This window comes from uncultured Litoreibacter sp. (assembly GCF_947501785.1).
Lineage (GTDB): Bacteria > Pseudomonadota > Alphaproteobacteria > Rhodobacterales > Rhodobacteraceae > Litoreibacter.
Genome location: NZ_CANMXB010000001.1, coordinates 2,131,204 through 2,153,367, shown reverse-complemented (window position 1 = coordinate 2,153,367; position 22,164 = coordinate 2,131,204). Strand labels below are relative to the sequence as shown.

Genomic DNA, 22,164 nt, shown 5'->3' with positions numbered 1-22,164 from the left:
CGCCGCGCTGCCACAGGCCCGGTGCTCCGGGCAATATCTCAAAAATCACAAGAAGCGGACACCGTCCCCGCGTGCCTTGGATGGGAAAATTTGCCTCCGTCCATTTGCCCTGATACCAAGTGTTTGCAGGTGCAGCATTTGCGCCAGATATAGAATCGTTCATCGACGACCTCCGTCGGAAAGGGAAACCCATGACCAATGTTGTAATCGCCTCCGCTGCCCGCACGGCTGTCGGGAGTTTTCTTGGTTCCTTCGCGAACACCCCAGCGCATGACCTCGGGAAGGCCGTGCTGGAAGCTGTGGTCGACCGTGCTGGTATCGACAAGTCGGACGTCTCCGAAACCATCATGGGGCAGGTTCTGACCGGTGGCCAGGGCCAGAACCCGGCGCGCCAGGCGCATATCAATGCGGGCCTGCCGCAGGAAAGCGCCGCCTGGAGCATCAACCAGGTGTGCGGCTCCGGCTTGCGCGCGGTCGCGCTGGGTGCACAGCATATTCAACTGGGCGACGCGTCCATCGTGGCCGCTGGCGGTCAGGAAAACATGACTATGTCGCCCCATGTGGCGAACCTGCGCCAAGGCCAGAAAATGGGCGACATGAAATACATCGACTCGATGATCCGCGACGGTCTATGGGATGCGTTCAACGGCTACCATATGGGGCAAACCGCTGAAAACGTCGCCGAGAAGTGGCAGATCAGCCGCGAGATGCAGGATGAATTCGCCGTCAGTTCGCAGAACAAAGCTGAAGCGGCGCAAAAGGCCGGCAAATTTGCTGACGAGATCACGCCGTTCGTTATTTCCACCCGAAAAGGCGACATTACTGTCGATTCTGATGAATACATCCGTCACGGCGCAACCATGGAGGCCATGCAAAAGCTACGCCCCGCCTTTACCAAGGACGGCTCGGTAACGGCTGCAAACGCCTCGGGCCTGAACGATGGCGCGGCGGCAACCCTGCTGATGAGCGCAGACGACGCCGAAAAACGCGGCATCCAGCCGCTGGCCCGCATCGCGTCCTACGCGACCGTGGGTCTGGACCCATCCATCATGGGTGTCGGCCCGATCTACGCGTCCCGCAAAGCGCTGGAGAAAGCCGGTTGGAAGCCGGAAGACCTCGATTTGGTCGAGGCCAACGAAGCCTTCGCCGCGCAGGCCTGTGCTGTGAACAAGGACATGGGCTGGGACCCGTCCATCGTGAACGTCAATGGCGGCGCGATTGCGATTGGCCACCCTATTGGCGCTTCCGGTTGCCGTGTGCTGAACACGCTGTTGTTCGAAATGCAGCGCCGCGACGCAAAGAAAGGTCTGGCGACGCTTTGCATCGGGGGCGGCATGGGCGTCGCTATGTGTCTCGAGCGGGACTAAATCACGCAAAACAGGTTGCGCATGAAAATTGCGCAACTTACAGTTTTACCGAAATATAATTAGCTTTCTGATTCTGGAGGAATCTCTCATGTCCCGTGTTGCTCTTGTCACTGGTGGTTCGCGCGGTATCGGCGCGGCGATCGCGCAAAAACTGAAGGCGGATGGCTGCACTGTTGCCGCAACCTATGCTGGTAACGATGAAAAAGCCGCGGCTTTCACCGCAGAAACCGGCATCAAAACCTACAAGTGGAATGTGGCCGATTATGACGCTTGCGCCGCGGGCATCGCCCAGATCGAAGCCGATCTTGGCCCCGTTGACATTCTGGTCAACAACGCCGGCATCACCCGTGACGCGCCGTTCCACAAGATGACGCCGCAGCAGTGGCATGAATGCATCGATACCAATCTGAACGGTGTTTTCAACATGACCCACAACGTTTGGGGCGGCATGCGCGAACGCAAGTTCGGTCGCATCGTGACGATTAGCTCGATCAACGGGCAGAAGGGGCAGTTCGCGCAAGCCAACTACGCCGCGACCAAAGCGGGCGACATCGGCTTCACCAAAGCATTGGCCCAGGAAGGCGCACGTGCAGGCATCACCGTGAACGTTGTAGCACCCGGCTACATCAACACCGAGATGATGAGCACCATTCCTGAAAAAGTGATGAACGAAGTCATCCTTCCGCAGATCCCGGTTGGCCGTCTCGGAGAAGCGGACGAGATCGCCCGCACCGTCGCATTCCTGACATCCGACGACGCGGGCTTCATCACCGGCTCGACCATCTCCGCCAATGGCGGACAATATATGTCCTAACAACGCGTAAAATTAAGTCTTAACGACGCGTTTAGAAAGTTTGTACAAATTGGGTTTTGGCTCGTTCAGAGTTGCCCCAATTTGTACAATTTCGGTCCTGCGGCCGCTGTTTTGGCCCGAAAGGTTAAGTTTGTCATAAGCCGTGGCAACGCACCCAAGATGGCTGCAAAAACCTCTGCACGTTCCTTATGCGCAAGCCGCTGAGCTTCGTTGATACGCGGGCTGTAATGTGTCTCGAACATGTGTTCATTCCTTCGTAAGCATTTGTATTTCTGATCTGTCGCCAATATGGGCTGTTGTTTTGCTTGCGACAAACGAGACTTCCCCTCGCTTCAATTAAGTAATACTTGTGTGAGATGAGTGACCGACTTCCGCCCCTGACAGCCCTGCGCGCTTTTGAGGCTGCCGCCCGCCATATGAGCTTTGCCATGGCGGCGGCAGAACTGAACGTCACGCCCGCCGCTCTCAGCTTTCAGATCAAGTCGCTCGAAAAACACCTCGGAGCCCCTGTTTTCAAACGATTAAACCGCGCCGTCGAGCTTACCGAAGAGGGCGCATTGTTGCGGCCGGGCGTCGAAGACGGCTTCGCCGCCCTTCAATCCGCCTGGCGCAGCGTTCAACGCAAGCTGGACAGCGCAACGCTCACCGTCACCGCTGGCCCAGGGTTCACGGCGAAGTGGTTGGCCCCAAGGCTTTTTTCCTTTGCGCAGGCCAACCCGGACATTGAATTGCGTTTCTCTGCCAGCCTTCAGATGATGGATTTCGCCCGCGACGATGTGGATGTCGCCATCCGCTTTGGGCAAGGCGACGATACAGGATTATACTCAAGAAACATTATCGACGAATGGGCCTCCCCCATGGTCACGCCTGCACTGGCTGAGCGGCTAAGGACCATCGAAGATTTGCAAGAGCTGCCACTGCTCCATGATGATCATGTGGCGTTCCTGAGCCAGAACCCCAATTGGGATTACTTCTTCCAACTCAATGAGTTGCCGCCAAATTCAGATCACGGGCCAAGGTTTAGCCAGTCCGACCACGCGATCGACGCAGCACTGGCCGGGGCGGGGGTCGTGTTGGGCCGTATCTCCATGACAGAGGCGCATTTGCGGGATGGCAGGCTGGTCATGCCGTTGAATGTGGGAATCCGGCTGAATGCGTCATACAGGTTGTTATGCCCGCTTGGATCCGAAACCCGGTCTCAGGTCGCACGGTTCATAGATTGGGTGTCTGAAGAGACAAAGGGCATTGGGCAATATGCGGAAGGCGTGACCTTCCTAAATAGCGAGAGTTAAATGAAAAAGGCCGCGACCGATTTGCGTCGGTCGTGGCCCCAAATGGCGCCTTACGTTGGCGCGAAGGTTAGCTTTGCATCAATGCGCCAGTCGGGTCATTTCCTCCTTAAGGCGCAGTTTCTGCTTCTTCAGTTCGACAATAGAAAGGTCATCTGTACCAGGGCTGCGTTGTGCCGCCTCAACCTGTTGTGACAGGGCCTCGTGCTTACGTTTCAGCTCCGACAAATGCGAACTGATGGTCATTAGCAATCCTCCTATGTTGGGTGTCGTGGGTTCAGTCCACCATATATAGTGCGTTCTGTCATCAATTTAAGTCGCGGCATCGCAGCGATAATCCTTAAAATTCAATAGATGCGCCGTCCCGCAGGATCGCCCTGGCTGCGGTTGTGTAGCTGTCAGCGTCGCCAGAGTGGCTCGCGCCCTCATGTAAAATCAGCGGGTTACACAAAACCGCTTTTGATTTTGACCCTTTCCGTGCGCGCAAAATCACGCGTGTGGCGGGTTTGTGCTCTCGCGGCGAGAGCGGCTTAATTTCTATGCCACCTGCACGATTATGGAGCGATGCGATGATATCCGGAAGCCGGTCGGTCAGGTGAATGATGGTGATCCAACCTCTTTGCCGCAGCCGGCGCAGGCCGGCATCAATCCAATGACGCAGATCAGTCTGCGCTTGCCGGGCCATTGCACGACCATGGTCAGCGGGCTTTGCACCAGGACCAAAGAACGGAGGGTTCATTATTACGTGATCGAATGTGCGGGCCTTCAATGCGTCGGGCATCTGCGCAAGGTCGCCATCGAGGATCTCAAGCTCGATTTGGTTTTGCGCGGCGTTTCGTCTCGCCAGTTCGGCATATTCTGGTTGTATCTCTAACCCGGTCACGGACACGGGTACCCGCGCGGCAAGACATAATCCTGCTGTTCCGGCGCCGCTCCCTAGATCCAGCACCGAGTCCCCTTGCTTTGCTGGGCATGCCGCTGCCAGAAAAACCGGATCAGTGGCGGCGCGATAGCCGGTTTTGGGTTGCAGGACGTGTAGTTTTCCACCCAGAAATCTGTCTTTGGTCAGCTCAGCATCAGTGAATGACATCGACCTTAGCCGTCGATTTCAATGTCGTTGTCGCGCAAGACGGCGCGGGCCATGAACAGGTCCCGGTCCACAACCATGAGGCGGCGCGGCATTATGCCTATGCTACCTTCAAGCGCACTCATATGGACGTCCAATTCAAACACGCCTATATCCTCTCCCTGAAGGAGTGCTTTTGCAAAGGCTATAACGGTGGGGTCGTTGCTGCGCAGGAGCTCTTTCATATCCGGGAGATAACGGCAGCCCGAACGGTTTGTCGAGAGGTGAGGCAGACGTGACCATCCAGACAGAAATGAGTGTCAAACCGCATGACCGGTTAGCGGCTGCCCTGCGCGACGATTTGACGGCGGTGAATGATTTGATCCGCGAACGGATGGCGTCCGAGAACGCACCGCGTATTCCAGAGGTAACAGCGCATCTAGTTGAGGCTGGCGGCAAGCGGGTGCGACCGATGCTGACCTTGGCGGCGGCGGGGATCTGTGGCTATCAGGGCGCCTTCCATGTGCACCTTGCCGCGACGGTGGAGTTTATCCATACGGCGACCTTGCTTCACGACGACGTGGTTGACGAGTCTGACCAGCGGCGGGGGCGGCCCTCGGCGAACTTGTTGTGGGACAACCAGTCGAGCGTGCTGGTGGGCGACTACCTGTTCGCCCGGGCATTTCAGTTGATGACAGAGCCGGGGCGGATGGACGTTCTACGCGTGCTGTCGAACGCGGCGGCGACGATTGCGGAGGGCGAGGTGCTGCAGCTAACGGCGGCGCAAAACCTTTCGACGACGGAAGAGACCTATCTGAAGGTGGTGCGCGGGAAGACGGCGGCGTTGTTTTCGGCGGCGACTGAGGTAGGTGGCATGATTGCCGACGCCGACACGGGCGTTGTGAAGGCCCTTCACACCTATGGCGATGCTTTGGGGGTGAGCTTTCAGATCGCCGATGACGTGTTGGATTTCGACGGTGACGCCGCGCAGACCGGAAAAAACGTGGGCGACGACTTCCGGGAGAAGAAACTGACGCTGCCGTTGATCAAGGCGATCTCGAAGGCAGATGAGGCGGAGAGAAGCTTTTGGAAGCGCACGATTGAGCAGGGCAAGCAGGGTGACGGGGACCTTGAGGAATGCCTGGCTTTGTTGGCCAAACATGGGGCGATCGAAGAGGCTCGGACAGAGGCGCTGAGTTGGGCTGAGACAGCCAAGGCGGCGCTGGACGGCGTGCCGGATCATCCGATGAAAGAGATGCTGGCTGACCTCGCTGATTACGTTGTTGCGCGGATCAATTAGGGGTCTCCGAGCTCAGTTTTTGCCGCCCAACATGCAGGCGCGGACCCACCACTGAGGGTGCAGCTGCGCCAAACGGGTGGCGGCGGCCTGGGCAAAACGCTCGTTGTCATAGAGGCCAAAGCAGGTAGCCCCTGACCCTGACATGCGGGACAGTTTGCAGCCATTGCTGAATTCTATCGCGCGCAGGACGTAGCCGATTTCGGGAACCAAGGTGACGGCGGGGCGCTGCAAATCATTGCGACGCTCAGACACCCAAGAGATGAGGTCCTGCACGCGACCAAATTGTTCAGGCGGCGTGGGCATCGGGCTGCCCTTCTTCGAGATCAATGCGCGAAACACATCCGGGGTGGAGACCTCGATCCGGGGATTAACCAGAACGGCGAAGACCGAGGGTAGGTTTGGCAAAAGCCGTAGCTGTTCACCAATTCCGGACATATGGGTGGTTTGAGAGTAAAGGCAGACGGGTACGTCGGCGCCCAATGTGGCAACTGTTGCTATCTCAATGGGATCGGGGAGGCGGGGTGAACCCCGCCCTACCAAGCTGCGATAGGTTGCGGCGGCGTCGGCACTGCCGCCGCCGATGCCAGATGCGACCGGCAGGTTCTTCGTTAACGTGATAGAAGCGGTACAATCGGGATCAGCAAGACGCGCGGCGTGCAGAACAGAGTTGTCGTTGGTGACCGGCAGGCTGCCAGCTTCTGGTCCGTCGATCTCGAGGCTAAGACTTGTGCCGTCTGCCACAGTTACTTCGTCACCCACATCGGCAAACATCACCAAACTGTCGAGCAGATGATATCCGTCGTCGCGTTGCCCTGTGATGTGGAGGGTCAGGTTGACCTTTGCGGGCGCGAATTCTGAGGTCATAACTTAGTTGTCAGCGGTTTCGGTGGTGCCGTTTGCGGCTTCCTCTTCCAACACCACATCCAGCCCGATTTCCAGTTTGCGGCGGATGCGCTCCGCCTCTTCTTCTTCGGGATCAAAGGAAAGTGCGCGTTTCCATTGGAATTCGGCCTCCCGCTTGCGGTCCACTTTCCAGTAGACGTCACCAAGATGGTCGTTGACGATTGGGTCCACCGGCAGCAGTGACACGGCCCGTTCCATAGGTCCCACGGCTTCTTCATAGCGACCAAGGCGGTAGAACACCCAGCCCAGCGAATCCGTGATGTAGCCGCTGTCTGGGCGCTCTGCGACGGCGGTTTCAATCATGCCCAGCGCTTCGTCCAACTTGATCTGCTGTTCAACCAGTGCGTAGCCCAGATAGTTCAAGATGTCGGGGTGGTTGGGTTGCAGCTCCAGCGCTTTGCGGAAGTCGGATTCCATTGCCGCGAAATCATCATTGCGTTCATGCACGATGCCGCGCGCATAATAGACCGGCCAAGAGGCCCGGTTGTCTTCACCACGCAATTCAATGGACTTAGAATAGGCGGCAATTGCTTCATCGTCGCGGTCAGCGCGGCCCAGATAGTCGCCATGGGCGGCGTGCACCATCGCAATGTCGGGGTGGCTTTTGGCCAAGGCTGACAGGACTTCAGTCGCGGCGTCTTTGCGATCGTCGGCGTAGAGCGCATTTGCGCGTCCCATTTCAGCCAGGAAATACGCGGCGTGATCGTTGGGCACATCCGCATAGGCGGTTTCCGCCAAAGTGTACTGCCCAAGATCTTCCAGCATCTCGGCGCTGATCAGTGCCGCCTGCGCATGATCGGGACGTAGAAATGTGGCGAGGCGCGTGTAGATCAACACATGTTCAGGGGCCGCACGGCCCTGCAACAAGGCGGCCAGAGTAAAGAGGACCTCTGCCGCGCCTTCTTGCGGTGTTGTGACGAATGTGTAGTCGGTGCCGGTCCCGGCTTCGACCTTGGCCTTGAAGGCCTGCAATTCCGGGCTGAAGCCGCCTTGCAGCGCGGCGTTCAACAGCTCTAGCGCGTCGTCTACGCGCTCCAGCTGCATCAGCACTTGGGCATGGGATTCTAGTCCGCGCGGGCTGAGGGTCAGCGGGCCGTAGCGCGCACCTGACAGGATGTTATCGGCGGCCTCAAAGTCACCCACCTGGGCGAGCGCCAAGGCTTCGTGATAATAGGCGAGGGGCGCGAAATCCGGCTGCGCCGCCACTTCCGCAAAGGCGGCGGTCGCGTCGGACATTTGCCCCTTGCCGAGCAGGGCCCAGCCTTGCAGCAACCCGTCCAGCAGGGGGGCCAGACCCTCTGCCTGTTCGCTTTTCTGTGCGGCCAGATCATACGTTCCATCTTTCAGCTCAGCCATGTTGACTACCAGCGTGGCGATCTGGTTGTTGCCGCCAGCGTCTTGAAAGGTCTTACTGATGCGGGCCGCTGTTAAGACATCTCCCTCGCCGACGTTTGCCACGACCGCGTTTTGAAGCAGCGCCAAATTGGTTGGGTCTTCGACGATGGCCTGTGCGTAGTATTTCACCGCCTCCTCATAGTCGAAGACAAGACTGGCCTGCCGCGCCGCCAGGTATGGGCCAGAGATGTCCGCTTTGAGCGGCGCTGCGAATGTAGCGGCCGCCATCAGAATAGCAGTTGTATGACGAAGGTTCATTTTTGCCCGGCCTCAGAATGATCTGTTTGACCAGAAGCTAAGCGTGGAGGGGCGCGTTGTCCATGCGCCCCTCGGTCACAACCCGGTGGGTTTTTGCTTACATATTTGGGTAGTTTGGCCCGTCACCGCCCTGCGGCACCGTCCAGACGATGTTCTGGCTGGGGTCCTTGATGTCACAGGTCTTGCAGTGCACGCAGTTTTGGAAGTTGATGACAAACTTTTCGTCTACCACTTCGTAGACGCCTGCGGGGCAGTAGCGCTGCGCGGGCTCCGCGTATTTGGGCAGGTTTACGTCGATGGGTATCGACGCGTCCTTGAGGTGGAGGTGGGCCGGCTGGCTTTCCTCGTGGTTGGTTGCGCTGAAGCTGACATTGGTCAGGCGGTCAAAGCTGAGCGTTCCATCGGGTTTTGGGTAATCGATGGGCTGGTGCATTGACGCTTCTTCGGTGCTGTCGGCGTCGTTCTTTTTATGCGCGATGGTGCCGAAGAGGGAGAAGCCCAGCGTGTTGGTCCACATGTCGAACCCACCAAGGACGAGCGAAGCGGTGAAGCCATAGTTCGACCACAGCGGCTTGACGTTGCGCACCTTCTTGAGGTCCTTGCCGATGGGGCCGGTTTTGACCTCGTCGTTGTAGTCCACCAGCGTGTCGCCCGCGCGGCCATCCTGGATGGCCTTGTAGGCGTGTTCGGCGGCTGCCTTGCCAGACAGCATGGCGTTGTGGTTGCCCTTGATGCGCGGCACGTTGACCATGCCTGCGGAACAACCCAACAGCGCGCCGCCGGGGAACGCGGTGTTGGGCATAGATTGGTAGCCGCCCTCGGTAATTGCCCGCGCGCCGTAAGCCACCCGTTTGCCACCTTTGAGCAGGTCAGCCACCAGTGGGTGATGCTTGAACCGCTGGAATTCCATATAGGGGAACAGGTGCGGGTTTTTGTAGTTCAGGTGCACCACGAAGCCGACATAGACCTGGTTGTTGTCGAGGTGGTAGATGAACGACCCGCCGCCCGCGTTCTTGCCCAGCGGCCAGCCGGAGGTGTGGGTGACGGTGCCTTCGGAATGTTTCTCAGGGTCGATTTCCCAGATTTCCTTCATGCCGAGGCCGTATTTCTGCGGGCTGGCGTCTTTGGCGAGGTCGTATTTCTCGATCACCTGCTTGGACAGGGAGCCGCGCACGCCCTCGGACAGGAAGACGTATTTGCCGTGCAATTCCATGCCGGGCTCAGTGTTTTCGCCGATGGAGCCGTCAGCCTCCAGACCGAAGACACCGGCGACGACGCCTTTGACTTCGTCATTGTCGCCGAAAACCAGATCAGAACATGCCATGCCGGGGAAGATTTCGACGCCCAGGCCTTCGGCGATTTCACCCATCCAGCGGCAGACATTGGCCATGGAGACGATGTAGTTGCCGTGGTTGTTCATCAAAGGTGGCATGGGGAAGTTGGGGATGCGAACCTGACCGGCCTCGCCCAGAATGTAGAAGTTGTCCTTCTTGACCGGCACTTTGATGGGGGAACCCATGTCGCGCCAATCAGGCAGCAGCGCGTCGAGGCCGCAAGGGTCCAGAACTGCACCGGACAGGATATGCGCGCCGACCTCGGAGCCCTTTTCTAGCACCACCACATTCAAGTCAGCGTCGAGTTGTTTCAGACGAATGGCCGCCGACAAACCGGCGGGGCCAGCCCCGACGATGACAACGTCATATTCCATGCTTTCGCGTTCAATCTCGGCCATATCATTCATCCTTCAACATCACCCAAGCAGGCGTTTTACGCTTTCTAACGGCGTATGTAGTTGAAGCAAGGCTGATTGTACCCCGCAATTGCGACGTAGCGTCGCCCGTCTAGGCTTTACGCAACGGCGTGTTGGCCGGAAATCTGGGTCTCGGGCGCTCTGCGGTTCGCCCAAATGCGCAAGCCAAACCAGACCCCAAGAACCGCCGCGAAGGAGAAGTAGCCGTCAATCGCGTAGTGCCAGCCGATATAAACGGAGCAGAACTGGATCGCTGCCAGGAAGGCGATGCCCACGGGCGCCAACCATTTGGAGCGTTCGCACAGATACAACATGGTCAGGGTTGAGACGCCAACATGCACCGACGGGAAGGCGGATATGCCAGAGCCGATGGATTGCGAATATTCCGAATAGATACGCCACAGCCCGTCCTGCACCACGCCGATCTTGCCGCCGGCGATGCCGCTGGCGCCAAGTGCCCCGATCAGGTCGGCAAATCGTTCGCCGCCCAAAAGGCGGTCGTAATAGACCGGGCCGACAGAACTGCCGAGCAAGGCCACCACGTTGCCGAGGCCGATCCATACGAAGCAATAGAGGATGACGAAGCGGCGTTTGCGCGCCTCGTCGTTATCTGTGGCGGCAATGATGAAGGGCAGGAAAGCGGCGGGCAGGCCCCAAATGATGAAGTAAAGCGTCGCGACAGCTTTTTCGGAGATGTATGGCGCAAACTTATGCGTCCACACCCACGGATCGACGCCGCCATGCAGGGCTTTGTCCCAATTGGCGAACAGAACGTCAGCGTAGAAGGGCTGGATATAGGGCATTGAGGTCTTCACAAAGGTGAAGGCGGTCGAGAAGATCAGGCAGCCTGCGAAGGCCCATGCGGCCTCCTTCGCCATGTTTTTGTTGGCGAATTGGCGGGTTGCGAGGAAAATCGCGCCCAGAGCTACAGCCAAGTAGGGGAAGTATTTCACGAAGGCGCTGACCGTGTCCTTGGTGCGGGCGACGGAATCAACCAGTTGGGTCACTGGCGCGTCGCGGAACATGAACAAGATGATCATGGCCAGCACCAAATAGGTGACGGAAAACAGGAAAAAGCGCTTCATACCCACTACTCGCCTTTGGCTCGTTTCTTCGTTCCGCCCGAAATAGCCGCCAAATTGGGCCTGTTTGTGGCATATCCACGGGGTTTTACAGGCAGAGATTTTGCACTAGATGCAGGGTTCTGATTGGTTTGCCGAGGCGACGCCCATGTCCGTGTTACGCATGATTTATCTGGCCCTGGCCGTTTGGGGGGCCATTCACCCGATGAGCTGGTTCATCGCATGGTTCAACGAAAATGGCTATTCCCTGTCCGAAATGGTCAATGCGTGGCACGCCAATGCCGCAACATCCGGGCTTGTGTGGGACCTGACGATTGCCGCGATTGCGCTGACCGTCTGGATCATCGCCGAGACATGGGTGCGCAAAAACTGGATCGCATTGGTCGCCATTCCGGCCACGTTTTGCATCGGTGTCAGCTGCGGCTTGCCGCTTTACCTCTTCCTAAGAACAAGGCCCGTCTGAATGGACCATTTCCTGTATCGCGACGGTGAGCTTTACGCCGAAGACGTGCCGCTGCGCGAGATTGCGGCCTCTGTCGGCGCGCCGTTCTATTGCTATTCCAGCGCGACATTCACCCGCCATTTCAAACTGTTGGACGAGGCGTTGGAGGGCATGGACCATCTGGTCTGCTACGCCATGAAGGCCAATTCCAACCAGGCCATTCTGAAGCTGCTCGGCGATCTGGGTGCAGGCATGGACGTGGTGTCGGGCGGCGAGTATCGCCGGGCAAAGGCCGCTGGCGTGCCGGGCGACCGGATCGTGTTTTCGGGCGTCGGCAAGACCGAAGCCGAGATGCGTTTGGCCATAGAAGGCGGTATCCGCCAGTTCAACATCGAGAGCGAGCCGGAAATGGCGATGCTGTCGCGGGTGGCGGCCTCGATGGGGGCTGAGGTGCCTGTGACCGTCCGGGTGAACCCGGATGTGGATGCGAAGACGCATGAGAAGATTTCGACGGGCCGCAAGGGCGACAAGTTCGGCATCCCCATTTCGCGGGCGCGGGAGGTGTACGCCTTGGCTGCATCCCTGCCGGGACTGAAGGTCATAGGCATCGACGTGCATATCGGCAGCCAGATGGTGGATTTCGAACCCTACCGGCTGGCCTATCGCAAGGTGGCGGAACTGACCGAGGTCCTGCGCGGCGACGGGCACGAGATTTCCCGGCTGGACCTCGGCGGCGGCATGGGCATCCCCTATGAGCGGACCAACGCCGACCCTCCTTTGCCGCGCGACTACGGCCAAATTGTGCGCGAAGAGGTGGGCCATTTGGGTTGCGAGATCGAGATTGAGCCGGGGCGGCTGATTGCAGGCAACTCGGGCGTGTTGGTGTCGGAGGTGATTTACGTCAAATCCGGTGAAGACCGGGAGTTTTTGATCCTGAACGCCGCGATGAACGACTTGATCCGGCCCGCCATGTATGGCGCGCATCACGATATTGTGCCGGTGAAGGAACCGGCCGTGGGCGAATTGCCGACCAAATATGACGTGGTTGGCCCGGTCTGCGAAAGCGGCGACACCTTTGCCAAGGGGCGCGCCATGGCGCGCATGCAAGCGGGCGATTTGGTGGCGTTCCGCACCGCGGGCGCCTACGGCGCGGTGATGGCGTCGGAATACAATTCGCGGCCCATGATTCCTGAAGTTTTGGTGCATGGGGATCAATTCGCCGTCATTCGCGCACGTCCGACCTTTGACGAGATGATAAATCGAGATACCATTCCTGAATGGCTGTAGCGCAATGGTGTGCTGCAGCCGTGGGATAACGCGTTGAACAAGCACGACCGCCAGATTGCACTCCACGAGCTGAGCCGCCCCCTGGGGCTGACCCGGCTGGGTATGATTGCCGAGCAAGCGGTGCGCGGGTTTTGGCCATTGTGGTCGGTGCTGCTGGCGCTGTTTTTTGTGCTGTCCTTCGGGCTGCATACCGCTGTGTCCGTGGAAGTGTTCTGGATCGGCGGCGCGGCCCTGCTGGGCGGGCTGAGCTTTGGCGTGTGGTACGCTTGGCGCAACTTTTCATGGGTGAGCGAGGCCGACGCCATTGACCGGCTGGACCGCTCGATGCCAGGACGCCCGCTGACGGCGACGTTTGACGACATGGCGATTGGTGGGGACGACGCGGCCTCCCGTTTAGTGTGGGATGCGCATGTGCTGCGGACCCGCAAGCGGCTTGCGAAGGCCAAGCCGGTGGAGCCCGACCTGAAGATCGCCGCCCGTGATCCGTTTGCGCTGCGCTACGCGGCGCTGCTGTTTTTCGGCATTGCGGTAATGTTTGGCTCCATTTGGCGGCTCGGCGCGCCGGAGATTTCGTTGCCGGGCACCCCGGGTGAGGCCGTGATTGCGGGGCCAAGCTGGGAAGCATGGGTGGAGCCGCCGGCGTATACTGGAAAGCCCACGATCTATCTCAATGACGTGCGCACCGATGCGCTGACCGTACCAACGGGCAGCCAGATCACCATGCGCCTGTATGGGCAGGTCGGATCAATCCCGTGGTCTGAGACCCTGTCCGGCAAGCCGGCGCCTGAAGTGGCCAAGTCAGCCTTCACCATCGACGTCGCGCAAAGCGGCAGCTTGACCGTCGATGATCAAGTCTGGACCATTACCGCCCGTGCGGACGCGCCTCCGAAAGTGTGGTTCCAGGGCGCGATTGAACGCGCGTTGAACGGGGAAATGAAGCTGCCGTTTAACGCGTCGGACGACTACGGCGTGGAGTCGGGTACCACCACCATCACATTGAACCTAGCGGATGTCGACCGGCGCCACGGTTTGGCAGTGGAGCCAGAGCCGCGCGAGGCGTTGGTTCTTGACCTGCCGATGCCGATCAACGGCCAACGGGACAGTTTCTCGGAGCTGTTGGTCGAGAACATGTCGGAGCACCCTTGGGCGGGGCTAAATGTCAGTTTCACCCTCGACGTACTGGATGCGGCGGGGCAAGACAGCGAAGATGACGAGGTGACCACGACGCTGCCGGGGCGGCGGTTCTTCCAGCCAATCGCGGCGGCGGTGGTCGAGCAGCGGCGCGACCTGCTGTGGTCGCGTGAAAATGCCAAGCGGGTCAGCCAGATTCTGCGGACGATCACCTACAAACCCGACGGCTATTTCCCAAACGATACGGCATATCTGATGATCCGCCGCGCGATGACGCGGTTGGAGATCAACGCCCAGTTCGGGTTGTCGACGGAGGTGCGCGACGAAATCGCCGACCTTTTGTGGCAAGCCGCTGTTCGTATCGAAGAAGGACGCCTGGCCGATGCTTTGGCCCGACTGCGCGAAGCGCAGGAGCGGTTGAACCAAGCGATGCAGGATGGTGCCTCGGACGAGGAAATCAGCGAGCTGATGCAGGAACTGTCCGAAGCCATGCGCCAATATATGGAGCAGCTGGCCCAGGAACCGCAGGAAGGCGGCCAGCAGCAGGCGCAGAATGGCGAAAGCCAAGAGATCACGCAGGACCAGCTGCAGGAAATGCTCGACCGGATTGAAGAGCTGATGAAAGAGGGTCGCACCGCCGAGGCGGAAGAGCTTTTGCAGCAGCTCATGGAGATGATGGAGAACATGCAGGTCGCCGAAGGCCAGCAGGGCGAAGGGCAGCAAAGTTCCGGCGAGCAGGCAATGGAAGGTCTGGGTGAGACCTTGCGCGAACAGCAAGGCCTGAGCGACGAGGCCTTCCGCGACCTTCAGGAGCAATTCAACCCCGGCGCGCAAGCGGGCGAGAGCCAGGGCAATGAGGGCCGCAATGGTGGTCAGGGCCGCGGCGAAAGCCACGAGGGCGGCGGCGGACAGGGTCAGGCTCAGAACCAGGGTGAAAGCGGCGATCAGCAAAACGGCGAAGGGCAGACCGGCGCCGGTGAAGGCGAGGAGCAAGGATCGCTTGCCCAGCGCCAGCAGCGGCTTCGTGACGAATTGGCCCGCCAACGGGCGCAGCCATTGCCTGGAGAAGGCACAGAAGCAGGCGACGCCGCTCGCGACGCGTTGGACCGCGCAGATGAAGCCATGGGCCGCGCGGAACGCGCATTGCGCGACCAAGACACCGCAGAAGCGTTGGGCGCGCAATCCGATGCAATGGAGGCCCTACGTGAAGGTATGCGCAACCTTGGCGAGGCCATGGCGCAGAACGAGCAGCAGGGCCAGCAAGGTAACAGTGACGGCCAATTCAGCGAGCAAAACCGCGACCCGCTGGGCCGCGAGCAAGGCGCAGATGGTCAGATGGGAACGGAGCAAGGCATGCTTGGCGGCGAAGATTCCCGCCGCAGATCGCGCGAGCTGCTGGACGAAATTCGACGCCGCTCAGGCGAGCAGGAGCGCCCGGAAGTCGAACGCGATTACCTCAAACGGCTACTTGACCAATTCTAGAAGCTACGAGCCGACCTGTTCGGTCAATGCGGTCACCTTTTGCAGCAACCACTGCGCGCCCGCCTCCAGAGCTACCCGCAAGCTGTCGATGACGGCCACGTAGCTGGTCAGAGCGCCGGCCAAGGCTGGGAAACGCTCTGCAAGGGCAGGAGCGTAGGCGTATACCACCAGCACCAATGCCGTCAGCATCAGCATCAATCCAAATCCGATACGGAAGCCTCGGCGAGGATTTGCGGACTTTGTTTCAATCTCTTCGCCGTCCTCGTCGTAGACGGGGTCGGGCGCTGATGCGAGGGTTGAGTTGATTTCCTCGATATCAGGAAACAGCTCTTTCTTGGCGCTTTCACCGCGGCGCGGCGCGGGAGCGAGTGCGACATCATCGGTATCGTCAATGAGATCGTCGTTCAGGGCCTCTTTGATCGCGGCCGTTTCGGCCTCGTCGAGCCCTAGATCGGGTTGCGATTCAAGACCACCCGCTTCGGAGGCGCGGGCGGCGGTTTCTCTCGCGACCTCTTCGTGGATGATATCCAACGCATCAGGATCAGTCTGAGGGCGTTGCGGCGTCAAACCTGCCACAGCTGCTGGCTGGGATAGGTCCAGGGGCTCGTCAGTCCCTTCAGGTTTCTGGAACCAGGTGGTGTTGCAATTCGAGCATTGCACATCGCGACCCTCAGTGGGCAGCAAGGTGCCATCCACCTCGTACTCAGCGTCGCAATTTGGGCATATCAGCCGCATTAACATCCCTTATCCCGCACCATAAGTTATTGGCGCTCCCCGTTTTCTGACTTCCGTCATACCGCGCAAAAATTGCTAATCCAAGCGTTTGTGTTTCTGATTGATTGCAAGTGTGGCCCGCTATGGCCTAATTGTCTTGAAAAGGTAAACCGGAGCAGGCCCTCGCGTGATAGAACTTGAGAACGTGGCGTATTCGTATGGCGGGGGAGATTTGTTGAGCGACATCTCTTTGCGGCTGCAGCCCGGGTCATTTCATTTCCTGACAGGGCCATCAGGCGCCGGAAAATCGACCTTCCTGAAACTCTGCTACATGGAACTGACGGCAAGCGCTGGGTTGGTCCAAGTCTTCGGACAAGATGTGCGGACGCTGGAACGGGATCAGATTGCCTTGGCACGTCGCCGCATCGGCGTGGTTCATCAGGATTGCCAATTTCTTGATCACCTGACGGTTGCAGAGAACATCGCTCTGCCTTTGACCGTTGCGGGCCGCGACGTGGCCGCCGAGGCAGAGAACTTGACCGCGCTGATCGACTGGGTCGGGCTCAAGAACCAACAAAGTCAACGCCCCCCCGAATTGTCCGGAGGGGAACGGCAGCGCGCGGCCTTGGCACGTGCGGTCATTATGGGGCCGGACGTGATTTTGGCGGATGAACCGACAGGCAACGTAGACTGGGAAATGTCGCAAAGATTGCTCTCGCTGCTGATCGAGCTGAACAAAATGGGCAAATCAGTGTTGGTGGCCACGCATGATCTGAACTTGATCCGGACTGCCAAAAGCCAAGTTTCCGCCCGGGTCCTGAGGATCGCCAATCGCAAGCTGCAGCTGGCAGGAGCGGATTTATGAGGGGCGTATTGGCAATGCTGCAAGGATTGCTGGGTGGCGACAGCCAAGCGGACCGCGTGGTTCCGCCAACAGGTTTTACAGCCACGCTGACGACTTTCACAGCGGCGTCCATGGCTTTTCTGGCGGTGTTCGCTATGGCGTTGTCACTCGCCACTGGCCGCTTGGCGGACCGATGGTCATCAGAACTTGCGCGGTCATCGACAGTTCGCATTTCGGCCCCTGAGGCCGAGTTGGACGCGCAAACCCGCGCTGCGCAGGAAGTGCTGCGGCTGACACCTGGCGTCTCACGCTCTCGCATTCTGGGTGACGAAGAGCAGCGGTTGTTGTTGGAGCCTTGGTTTGGGCCCGATTTGCCGATCGACAGCCTGCCTATCCCCCGGCTGATTGAAGTTGTCGAGGTTGGCGCGGGCTATGACAGTGAAGGGCTTCGCCTGCGGCTCGCCGCCGAGGCGCCTGGGGCCGTGTTGGACGATCACACCCGTTGGCGGCGGCCTCTGGTCCAAGCTGCAAACCGGCTGCGCACTTTGGGCTGGGTGGCTATGGGGCTGATCATCCTTTCTACGGCCGCAATGATTACACTTGCCGCGCGAGCAGCCTTGGCGGCCAATGCACAGGTAATACGGGTCACCAGACTGGTCGGCGCGCGCGACATATACATCGCGCGGGCCTTTGTGCGGCGGTTCACCTTGCGCGCTCTGGTTGGCGGCGCGGTCGGGACAGGCTTGGGGATGATTGCCGTGGCATTGTTGCCGAGCGCGGCAGAGGAGGGCGCATTCCTTACCGGACTAGGGTTCCAGGGCCTCCACTGGCTGTGGCCTTTGGTCATTCCACTCCTTGGCGCCATTGTGGCGTTTTGGGCAACGCGCGGCGCCGCGCTTTCGGTTCTCAAGGAGGTGAAGTGATGGGCTTTGCACTTCAGTGGTTGCGGTCTTTGGCCTTCATAGTCGTGATGTATCTTGGCATGCCTGTTTACGCGATCGTGTACCTGCCGTGGACTATTGCCAGCCCTCATGGCGCGGTCGCGGCTTGCCACGCCTATTGCCGTTACGTGAAATTCTTGGCCCGCTGGATGGTGGGCCTACATTGCGAGGTGCGCGGCACGCCGCCCACCGATCAGGTGCTGGTCGCCGCCAAGCACCAATCCTTCCTCGATATCATTATGATTTACGACGCCATTCCCCATGGCAAATTTATCATGAAACAGCAGCTGCTCTACGCCCCCATTTTGGGCCAATTTGCCTACCGTTTGGGTTGTGTGCCGGTGAATCGCGGCAAGAAGGGCAAAGCGATCGCCAAGATGCTGGATGACGTGAAGCGGGGCGAGCAATTGCCCGGCCAGCTGGTGATCTACAGCCAAGGTACACGGTTGGCCCCCGGGGTGAAGCGGCCCTACAAGGTTGGCACCGCTGTGCTGTACGAACAGATGGGAACGGATTGTTACCCTGTGTCCACCAATGCCGGCGTTTTTTGGCCGCGCCACGGCATTTACCGAAAGCCAGGGACCGCAGTTGTAGAATTCCTGCCGCCGATTGAAGCCGGAATGGACAAAGAAGCGTTCTTGGCGCGGCTGGAGGCTGAGGTCGAAGCCTCATCTGAAACGCTGCTTGATGAGGCCGGATTTATCCGAAAGGCGGAGTGATGGACTACATCAAGGACGTGTCCGAGTTGGAAACCATCTACGGCGAACCGGGTGAGGCTTCATTGTTGAAAGTCGCGCATCAGATGACGCCGGCATACCGCAAATGGATCATGACCTCGCGGCTTTGCATCTTATCGACCGTCGGGCCAGACGGCACCGATGGCAGCCCGCGCGGAGATGTTGGCGCCGTTGTACGCGAACTCGATGCGCAGACATTGGCCATGCCGGACTGGCGCGGGAATAACCGGATCGATTCTTTGCGCAATATTGTGGTCGATGGCCGCGTTTCGTTGATGTTCATGGTTCCGGGGTCCAACAATGTTGTGCGGGTGAACGGCGCTGCGCGGGTGAGCGTCGATGCTGATCTGCTGGTGTCCTTTGAACAAGACGGCCGCCACCCCCGATCCGTCATCGTCATCAAGATTGCGGAGATCTATAGCCAATGTGCTCGGGCCTTGATGCGGTCAGCAACATGGGCAGGCCGTGACGAGAGTGCGGGTTTGCCAAGCATTGGTGAGATGTTGAAAGAAATGTCGGACGGCGATTTTGACGGCGCGGGATATGACGCTGCTTGGGGTGCCCGGGCCGCTGAAACGATGTGGTGACAAGCAGGCATGCGTCCGCAATGAGGGGACGTTCAGACAGTCGGAAAAGCCCTCTATCCTGCTGAGTTTAGCGACCCGAAGGCATGCAGATTGAAGCGACGGCTTATCCCGCGTTTTCGCCCACGCGATTGGGTTGAAGCAGTGCGGCAGATATGGACAGGTCAATCAGCTCGGCCACGGAATGAATAGCCATTTTTTCAAGTATGCGTGCCCTGTGGTGGTCTACAGTTCTAGGGCTGATATTCAGGTGGCGGCCGATTTCTTTGCTGGATGTGTTTGATGGCGAAGCAATCATAAACTGCGCGATTTCTTTTTCCCGGGCGGTAAGACGCTCAAAGTTGTTTCGCGCGGTTCTAGCGCCTTCCTCAGCGCTTCTTGCCGCGCGATCAGCCGCAAATGCTGCGTTGATGCATGCCACTAAAGTGGTCTGCCGGAACGGCTTCTCCAGAAAATCAACTGCCCCTGCTTTCATCGCCTGAACCGACTCGGGCACGCCCGCGTGGCCGGAAATGAAGATAATTGGGATGGCGGAGCTATTCTCAGCCAAGTGTTTTTGAAGATCCAGGCCGTTTAACCCAGGCATGCCGTAATCCAAAACCAGGCATCCCGGCCGGCCCTTGTCATACGCTTCCAAGAAGTCTTCGGCGGAGGCAAAGCTCTGTACTGCAAAGTCGCGTTTTCTAAGCGCACGGGCAAGGCTTGTGCGGATGCGGTCGTCATCGTCTATCAGAAAGACAGTCGAATTTCCTTCAGGAGGCAGCGTCATTTCGCAGTGGTCTCATATCGCGTTGTCATCGACAACATAGGTCGGGTTCGGGCCATATTACGTCAAACGGGAAGTGATAGGCAAAACCGCGTGCGTTCGGTGTGCTCAGCATCGTACCAAAGCCTACCTCCATTGGCCTCGGCGATGGTACGGCATATGGAAAGCCCCAGCCCCATGCCATCCTTTTTGCTGGTTTCAAATTGTTTGAATAGAGTGACCTCTGGATCAATACCTGGACCCGTATCCTCCACCCAGAGCTCGACACTATTCGGGCGGGACTTGGCGATGACGGAAACCTCTTTCACGGGGCTGTTCGCCTCCGTGATCGCTTCCATGGCATTTCTGACAAGGTTGATAAGCACTTGTGCGATTTGAATTCTGCTGCCTGAAACCTCCGGCATTTTGGGCACGTCGAAGCGCAGGGCAACACCATTAGTGGTCGCTTCATGGTGGAGCAAACGCTCCGTTTGTTGGAGCAACTCGTTGACGTCGAAGGGCGCGATTTTGACCTGGTCTTTGCGTACAAAGCCCCGCAAGGCCTTTAGGATGTCGCCGCCCAGATGGGCCTGATCGTCTAGCTCTGACAGGATATCCAGCAAGTCCTTGTTCGTGTCCTTTTGCTGGTTGGCGGTGGTTATCGCAGCGTCCACGTTTTGCGAAATTGCCGTCAATGGTTGGCTCAGCTCATGGGCCAGCCCCGTTGCCATTTGGCCCATCAGGTTAACCCGGGAGAAATGAGACAGATCGCGGTTCAACTCCAGGATCTTGGCATCGGCCTCGCGGCGCTGAGCAATCTGATCGATCAGAGTTTCATTGGCCTTATGTAGCTCCTTGTAGGTCCCCGGGAGCGGTTCGGCTGCTAACACTTCCCCCTGAGAAACCAGTGCGGTGCGGACCGCGAATGCACGAACGGGCTTTAGGATGAGTTCTGCAAGCGCCAACCCTGCGAGGGCCGCGGCAAACGAAACAATAGCGGCCAGCCAAATATTCCACGTCCGGTTGTCCTTGATACCTTGGGTGAAATCACTTTCGGGCGCGAATACTGCAATTGTCCAAGGGAGCTCCCGTCCGAGTAACGGTTTCAACAGGGATACGTATCGATTGTTTTGATACTGGAATTCCGATTGGGTTTCGCGCTCAATAGCCACCATTCCGGTGGCAGTCAGACGGGTAAAGGCCGCTTTAGCGACTGGGTCATCAATGTTCTCAATATTAGCGAACTGGAGATTGGCATCGCTGTCTGGAACAATGATCTGCGTTATGTCCGGGTGGGCAATCACGTCGCCATTGTCGTTCAATATCAGCGCTGACCCGTTGTCGCTGATCGCCAATTGCGACAAGAAATTTGAGATGGTGGAGATTTCTATGTCAACGCCTATGACACCTTTCAGGCCGCCGTCACGCAACACCGGGGCGGCGACGGAAATACCTGGCTGCTGCGAGGAGAAAAAGATGTAGGGCTCGGTCCAAATTGTGGAACGCTCCGACTTCGCCGATTTGTACCAGGGCCGTGTGCGCGGGTCGAATGTATCGGTGGGATCAACTTCGGTTTGGACCGGCGTGAAGTTCGCGTCCCGCCAGATCAGTTGTGTCGTGGGCAGGTCACCCTTGCGTCGCATTACTTTGGTCCGAAACGCGGCAGGTCCGTCGCTGCGCATGACGTAGACAAAATTTCCGGCTTCATCCCCATAGTACAGACCGGAAATTTGCGACTCGTTTTGAAGGCTCTGAAACAGAAAATTCTCAAGCTGGGCAGTATCGTCATGCGCTATCACGCCGCTTTCGATGACCCGCTTGGATAGCTCCGCCGCCTCTCGCGCGGGTTTCAGGAAGCCATTGGAATGCTCGCTGGCATTTGCTCCTGCCTCGGCCAAAAGATCCCGCGCATGTTGCAGCATGGCTTTTTCGGACGTGACAAAAGATGTGGTGACAACGATGAGAATTGCCAGGAACTGCAATCCCGCTAGGCTGATGGCCAGAACAAGTCCAAGTGAGAACTTCATGGCGCT

At 58.6% G+C, this 22,164-nt stretch carries 21 protein-coding genes; 11 read left to right on the top strand and 10 right to left on the bottom strand.

What is annotated here, in order from left to right; translation table 11 throughout:
- Positions 1–191 precede the first annotated feature (191 nt).
- The 3 genes from Q0899_RS10760 to gcvA all read left to right on the top strand — a co-directional run bounded on the left by Q0899_RS10760 (position 192) and on the right by gcvA (position 3,473).
- Positions 192–1,367 carry an acetyl-CoA C-acetyltransferase gene (locus tag Q0899_RS10760; RefSeq protein WP_298293618.1) on the top strand — a complete coding sequence of 392 codons (1,176 nt, stop codon included), beginning with the start codon at positions 192–194 and terminating at the stop codon, positions 1,365–1,367.
- 88 nt (positions 1,368–1,455) lie between these two features.
- Complete coding sequence (gene phbB, locus Q0899_RS10755) at positions 1,456–2,181, top strand: acetoacetyl-CoA reductase (RefSeq protein ID WP_298293616.1); 726 nt, start codon at positions 1,456–1,458, stop codon at positions 2,179–2,181.
- A 356-nt stretch (positions 2,182–2,537) separates the two neighbouring features.
- On the top strand, positions 2,538–3,473 hold the full coding sequence (gene gcvA / locus Q0899_RS10750) for a transcriptional regulator GcvA (protein ID WP_299192746.1): 936 nt from the start codon (positions 2,538–2,540) through the stop codon (positions 3,471–3,473).
- Positions 3,474–3,551: 78 nt separating this feature from the next.
- Here gcvA and Q0899_RS10745 read toward each other — a convergent pair whose 3' ends face one another.
- From Q0899_RS10745 to Q0899_RS10735, 3 genes are all read right to left on the bottom strand, one after another.
- Entirely contained in the window at positions 3,552–3,716 is a 165-nt protein-coding gene (locus Q0899_RS10745) for a DUF465 domain-containing protein (RefSeq protein WP_298293612.1), read from the bottom strand.
- 94 nt (positions 3,717–3,810) lie between these two features.
- Positions 3,811–4,560, bottom strand: coding sequence for a methyltransferase (locus Q0899_RS10740; RefSeq protein ID WP_299192744.1), 750 nt, complete (start codon positions 4,558–4,560; stop codon positions 3,811–3,813).
- Positions 4,561–4,565: 5 nt separating this feature from the next.
- Positions 4,566–4,781 carry a DUF2007 domain-containing protein gene (locus tag Q0899_RS10735; RefSeq protein WP_298293608.1) on the bottom strand — a complete coding sequence of 72 codons (216 nt, stop codon included), beginning with the start codon at positions 4,779–4,781 and terminating at the stop codon, positions 4,566–4,568.
- A 68-nt stretch (positions 4,782–4,849) separates the two neighbouring features.
- On the opposite strand from Q0899_RS10735, the gene Q0899_RS10730 reads away from it, so the two are divergent.
- Entirely contained in the window at positions 4,850–5,836 is a 987-nt protein-coding gene (locus Q0899_RS10730) for a polyprenyl synthetase family protein (protein WP_298362382.1), read from the top strand.
- 12 nt (positions 5,837–5,848) lie between these two features.
- Here Q0899_RS10730 and Q0899_RS10725 read toward each other — a convergent pair whose 3' ends face one another.
- From Q0899_RS10725 to Q0899_RS10710, 4 genes are all read right to left on the bottom strand, one after another.
- Positions 5,849–6,700 carry a 4-(cytidine 5'-diphospho)-2-C-methyl-D-erythritol kinase gene (locus Q0899_RS10725; protein WP_299192742.1) on the bottom strand — a complete coding sequence of 284 codons (852 nt, stop codon included), beginning with the start codon at positions 6,698–6,700 and terminating at the stop codon, positions 5,849–5,851.
- Positions 6,701–6,703: 3 nt separating this feature from the next.
- Positions 6,704–8,392, bottom strand: coding sequence for a tetratricopeptide repeat protein (locus tag Q0899_RS10720; protein WP_299192740.1), 1,689 nt, complete (start codon positions 8,390–8,392; stop codon positions 6,704–6,706).
- 97 nt (positions 8,393–8,489) lie between these two features.
- Positions 8,490–10,124, bottom strand: coding sequence for an electron transfer flavoprotein-ubiquinone oxidoreductase (locus Q0899_RS10715; RefSeq protein WP_298293602.1), 1,635 nt, complete (start codon positions 10,122–10,124; stop codon positions 8,490–8,492).
- Positions 10,125–10,240: 116 nt separating this feature from the next.
- Complete coding sequence (locus Q0899_RS10710; protein WP_299192737.1) at positions 10,241–11,227, bottom strand: phosphatase PAP2 family protein; 987 nt, start codon at positions 11,225–11,227, stop codon at positions 10,241–10,243.
- Positions 11,228–11,372: 145 nt separating this feature from the next.
- On the opposite strand from Q0899_RS10710, the gene Q0899_RS10705 reads away from it, so the two are divergent.
- From Q0899_RS10705 to Q0899_RS10695, 3 genes are read left to right on the top strand one after another with little or no spacing between them, the layout of a single operon-like run.
- A complete protein-coding gene (locus Q0899_RS10705) occupies positions 11,373–11,687 on the top strand; it encodes a DUF2834 domain-containing protein (protein WP_298295898.1) in 315 nt (104 codons plus the stop codon).
- Positions 11,688–12,953, top strand: a complete 1,266-nt coding sequence (lysA, locus tag Q0899_RS10700) for a diaminopimelate decarboxylase (RefSeq protein ID WP_298293598.1) — start codon at positions 11,688–11,690, stop codon at positions 12,951–12,953. It abuts the gene before it with no gap.
- Between the two features lie 33 nt (positions 12,954–12,986).
- Complete coding sequence (locus tag Q0899_RS10695) at positions 12,987–15,566, top strand: TIGR02302 family protein (protein WP_366942101.1); 2,580 nt, start codon at positions 12,987–12,989, stop codon at positions 15,564–15,566.
- A 3-nt stretch (positions 15,567–15,569) separates the two neighbouring features.
- On the opposite strand, the gene Q0899_RS10690 is transcribed toward Q0899_RS10695, so the two are convergent.
- Positions 15,570–16,301 (bottom strand): zinc-ribbon domain-containing protein, encoded by a 732-nt coding sequence (locus Q0899_RS10690; RefSeq protein WP_298293596.1) that lies wholly within the window; start codon positions 16,299–16,301, stop codon positions 15,570–15,572.
- A gap of 166 nt (positions 16,302–16,467) precedes the next feature.
- On the opposite strand from Q0899_RS10690, the gene Q0899_RS10685 reads away from it, so the two are divergent.
- Genes Q0899_RS10685 through Q0899_RS10670 form a run of 4 tightly spaced genes read left to right on the top strand, consistent with a single transcriptional unit; the run spans position 16,468 to position 19,389 of the window.
- Positions 16,468–17,145: an ATP-binding cassette domain-containing protein gene (locus tag Q0899_RS10685; protein WP_298293594.1), complete on the top strand. Its 678-nt coding sequence runs from the start codon at positions 16,468–16,470 to the stop codon at positions 17,143–17,145.
- Positions 17,142–18,047 (top strand): FtsX-like permease family protein, encoded by a 906-nt coding sequence (locus Q0899_RS10680; protein ID WP_299192734.1) that lies wholly within the window; start codon positions 17,142–17,144, stop codon positions 18,045–18,047. The genes Q0899_RS10685 and Q0899_RS10680 overlap by 4 nt, the downstream gene beginning before the upstream one ends.
- Entirely contained in the window at positions 18,047–18,784 is a 738-nt protein-coding gene (locus tag Q0899_RS10675) for a 1-acyl-sn-glycerol-3-phosphate acyltransferase (RefSeq protein WP_298293590.1), read from the top strand. The genes Q0899_RS10680 and Q0899_RS10675 overlap by 1 nt, the downstream gene beginning before the upstream one ends.
- Positions 18,784–19,389 (top strand): pyridoxamine 5'-phosphate oxidase family protein, encoded by a 606-nt coding sequence (locus Q0899_RS10670; protein WP_298361834.1) that lies wholly within the window; start codon positions 18,784–18,786, stop codon positions 19,387–19,389. The genes Q0899_RS10675 and Q0899_RS10670 overlap by 1 nt, the downstream gene beginning before the upstream one ends.
- Positions 19,390–19,492: 103 nt before the next feature.
- Here the strand turns inward: Q0899_RS10670 and Q0899_RS10665 are convergent, their stop codons facing one another.
- A complete protein-coding gene (locus Q0899_RS10665) occupies positions 19,493–20,155 on the bottom strand; it encodes a response regulator (RefSeq protein ID WP_298361831.1) in 663 nt (220 codons plus the stop codon).
- Positions 20,156–20,217: 62 nt separating this feature from the next.
- Positions 20,218–22,158, bottom strand: coding sequence for a cache domain-containing protein (locus Q0899_RS10660; RefSeq protein WP_299192730.1), 1,941 nt, complete (start codon positions 22,156–22,158; stop codon positions 20,218–20,220).
- Positions 22,159–22,164: the final 6 nt, after the last annotated feature.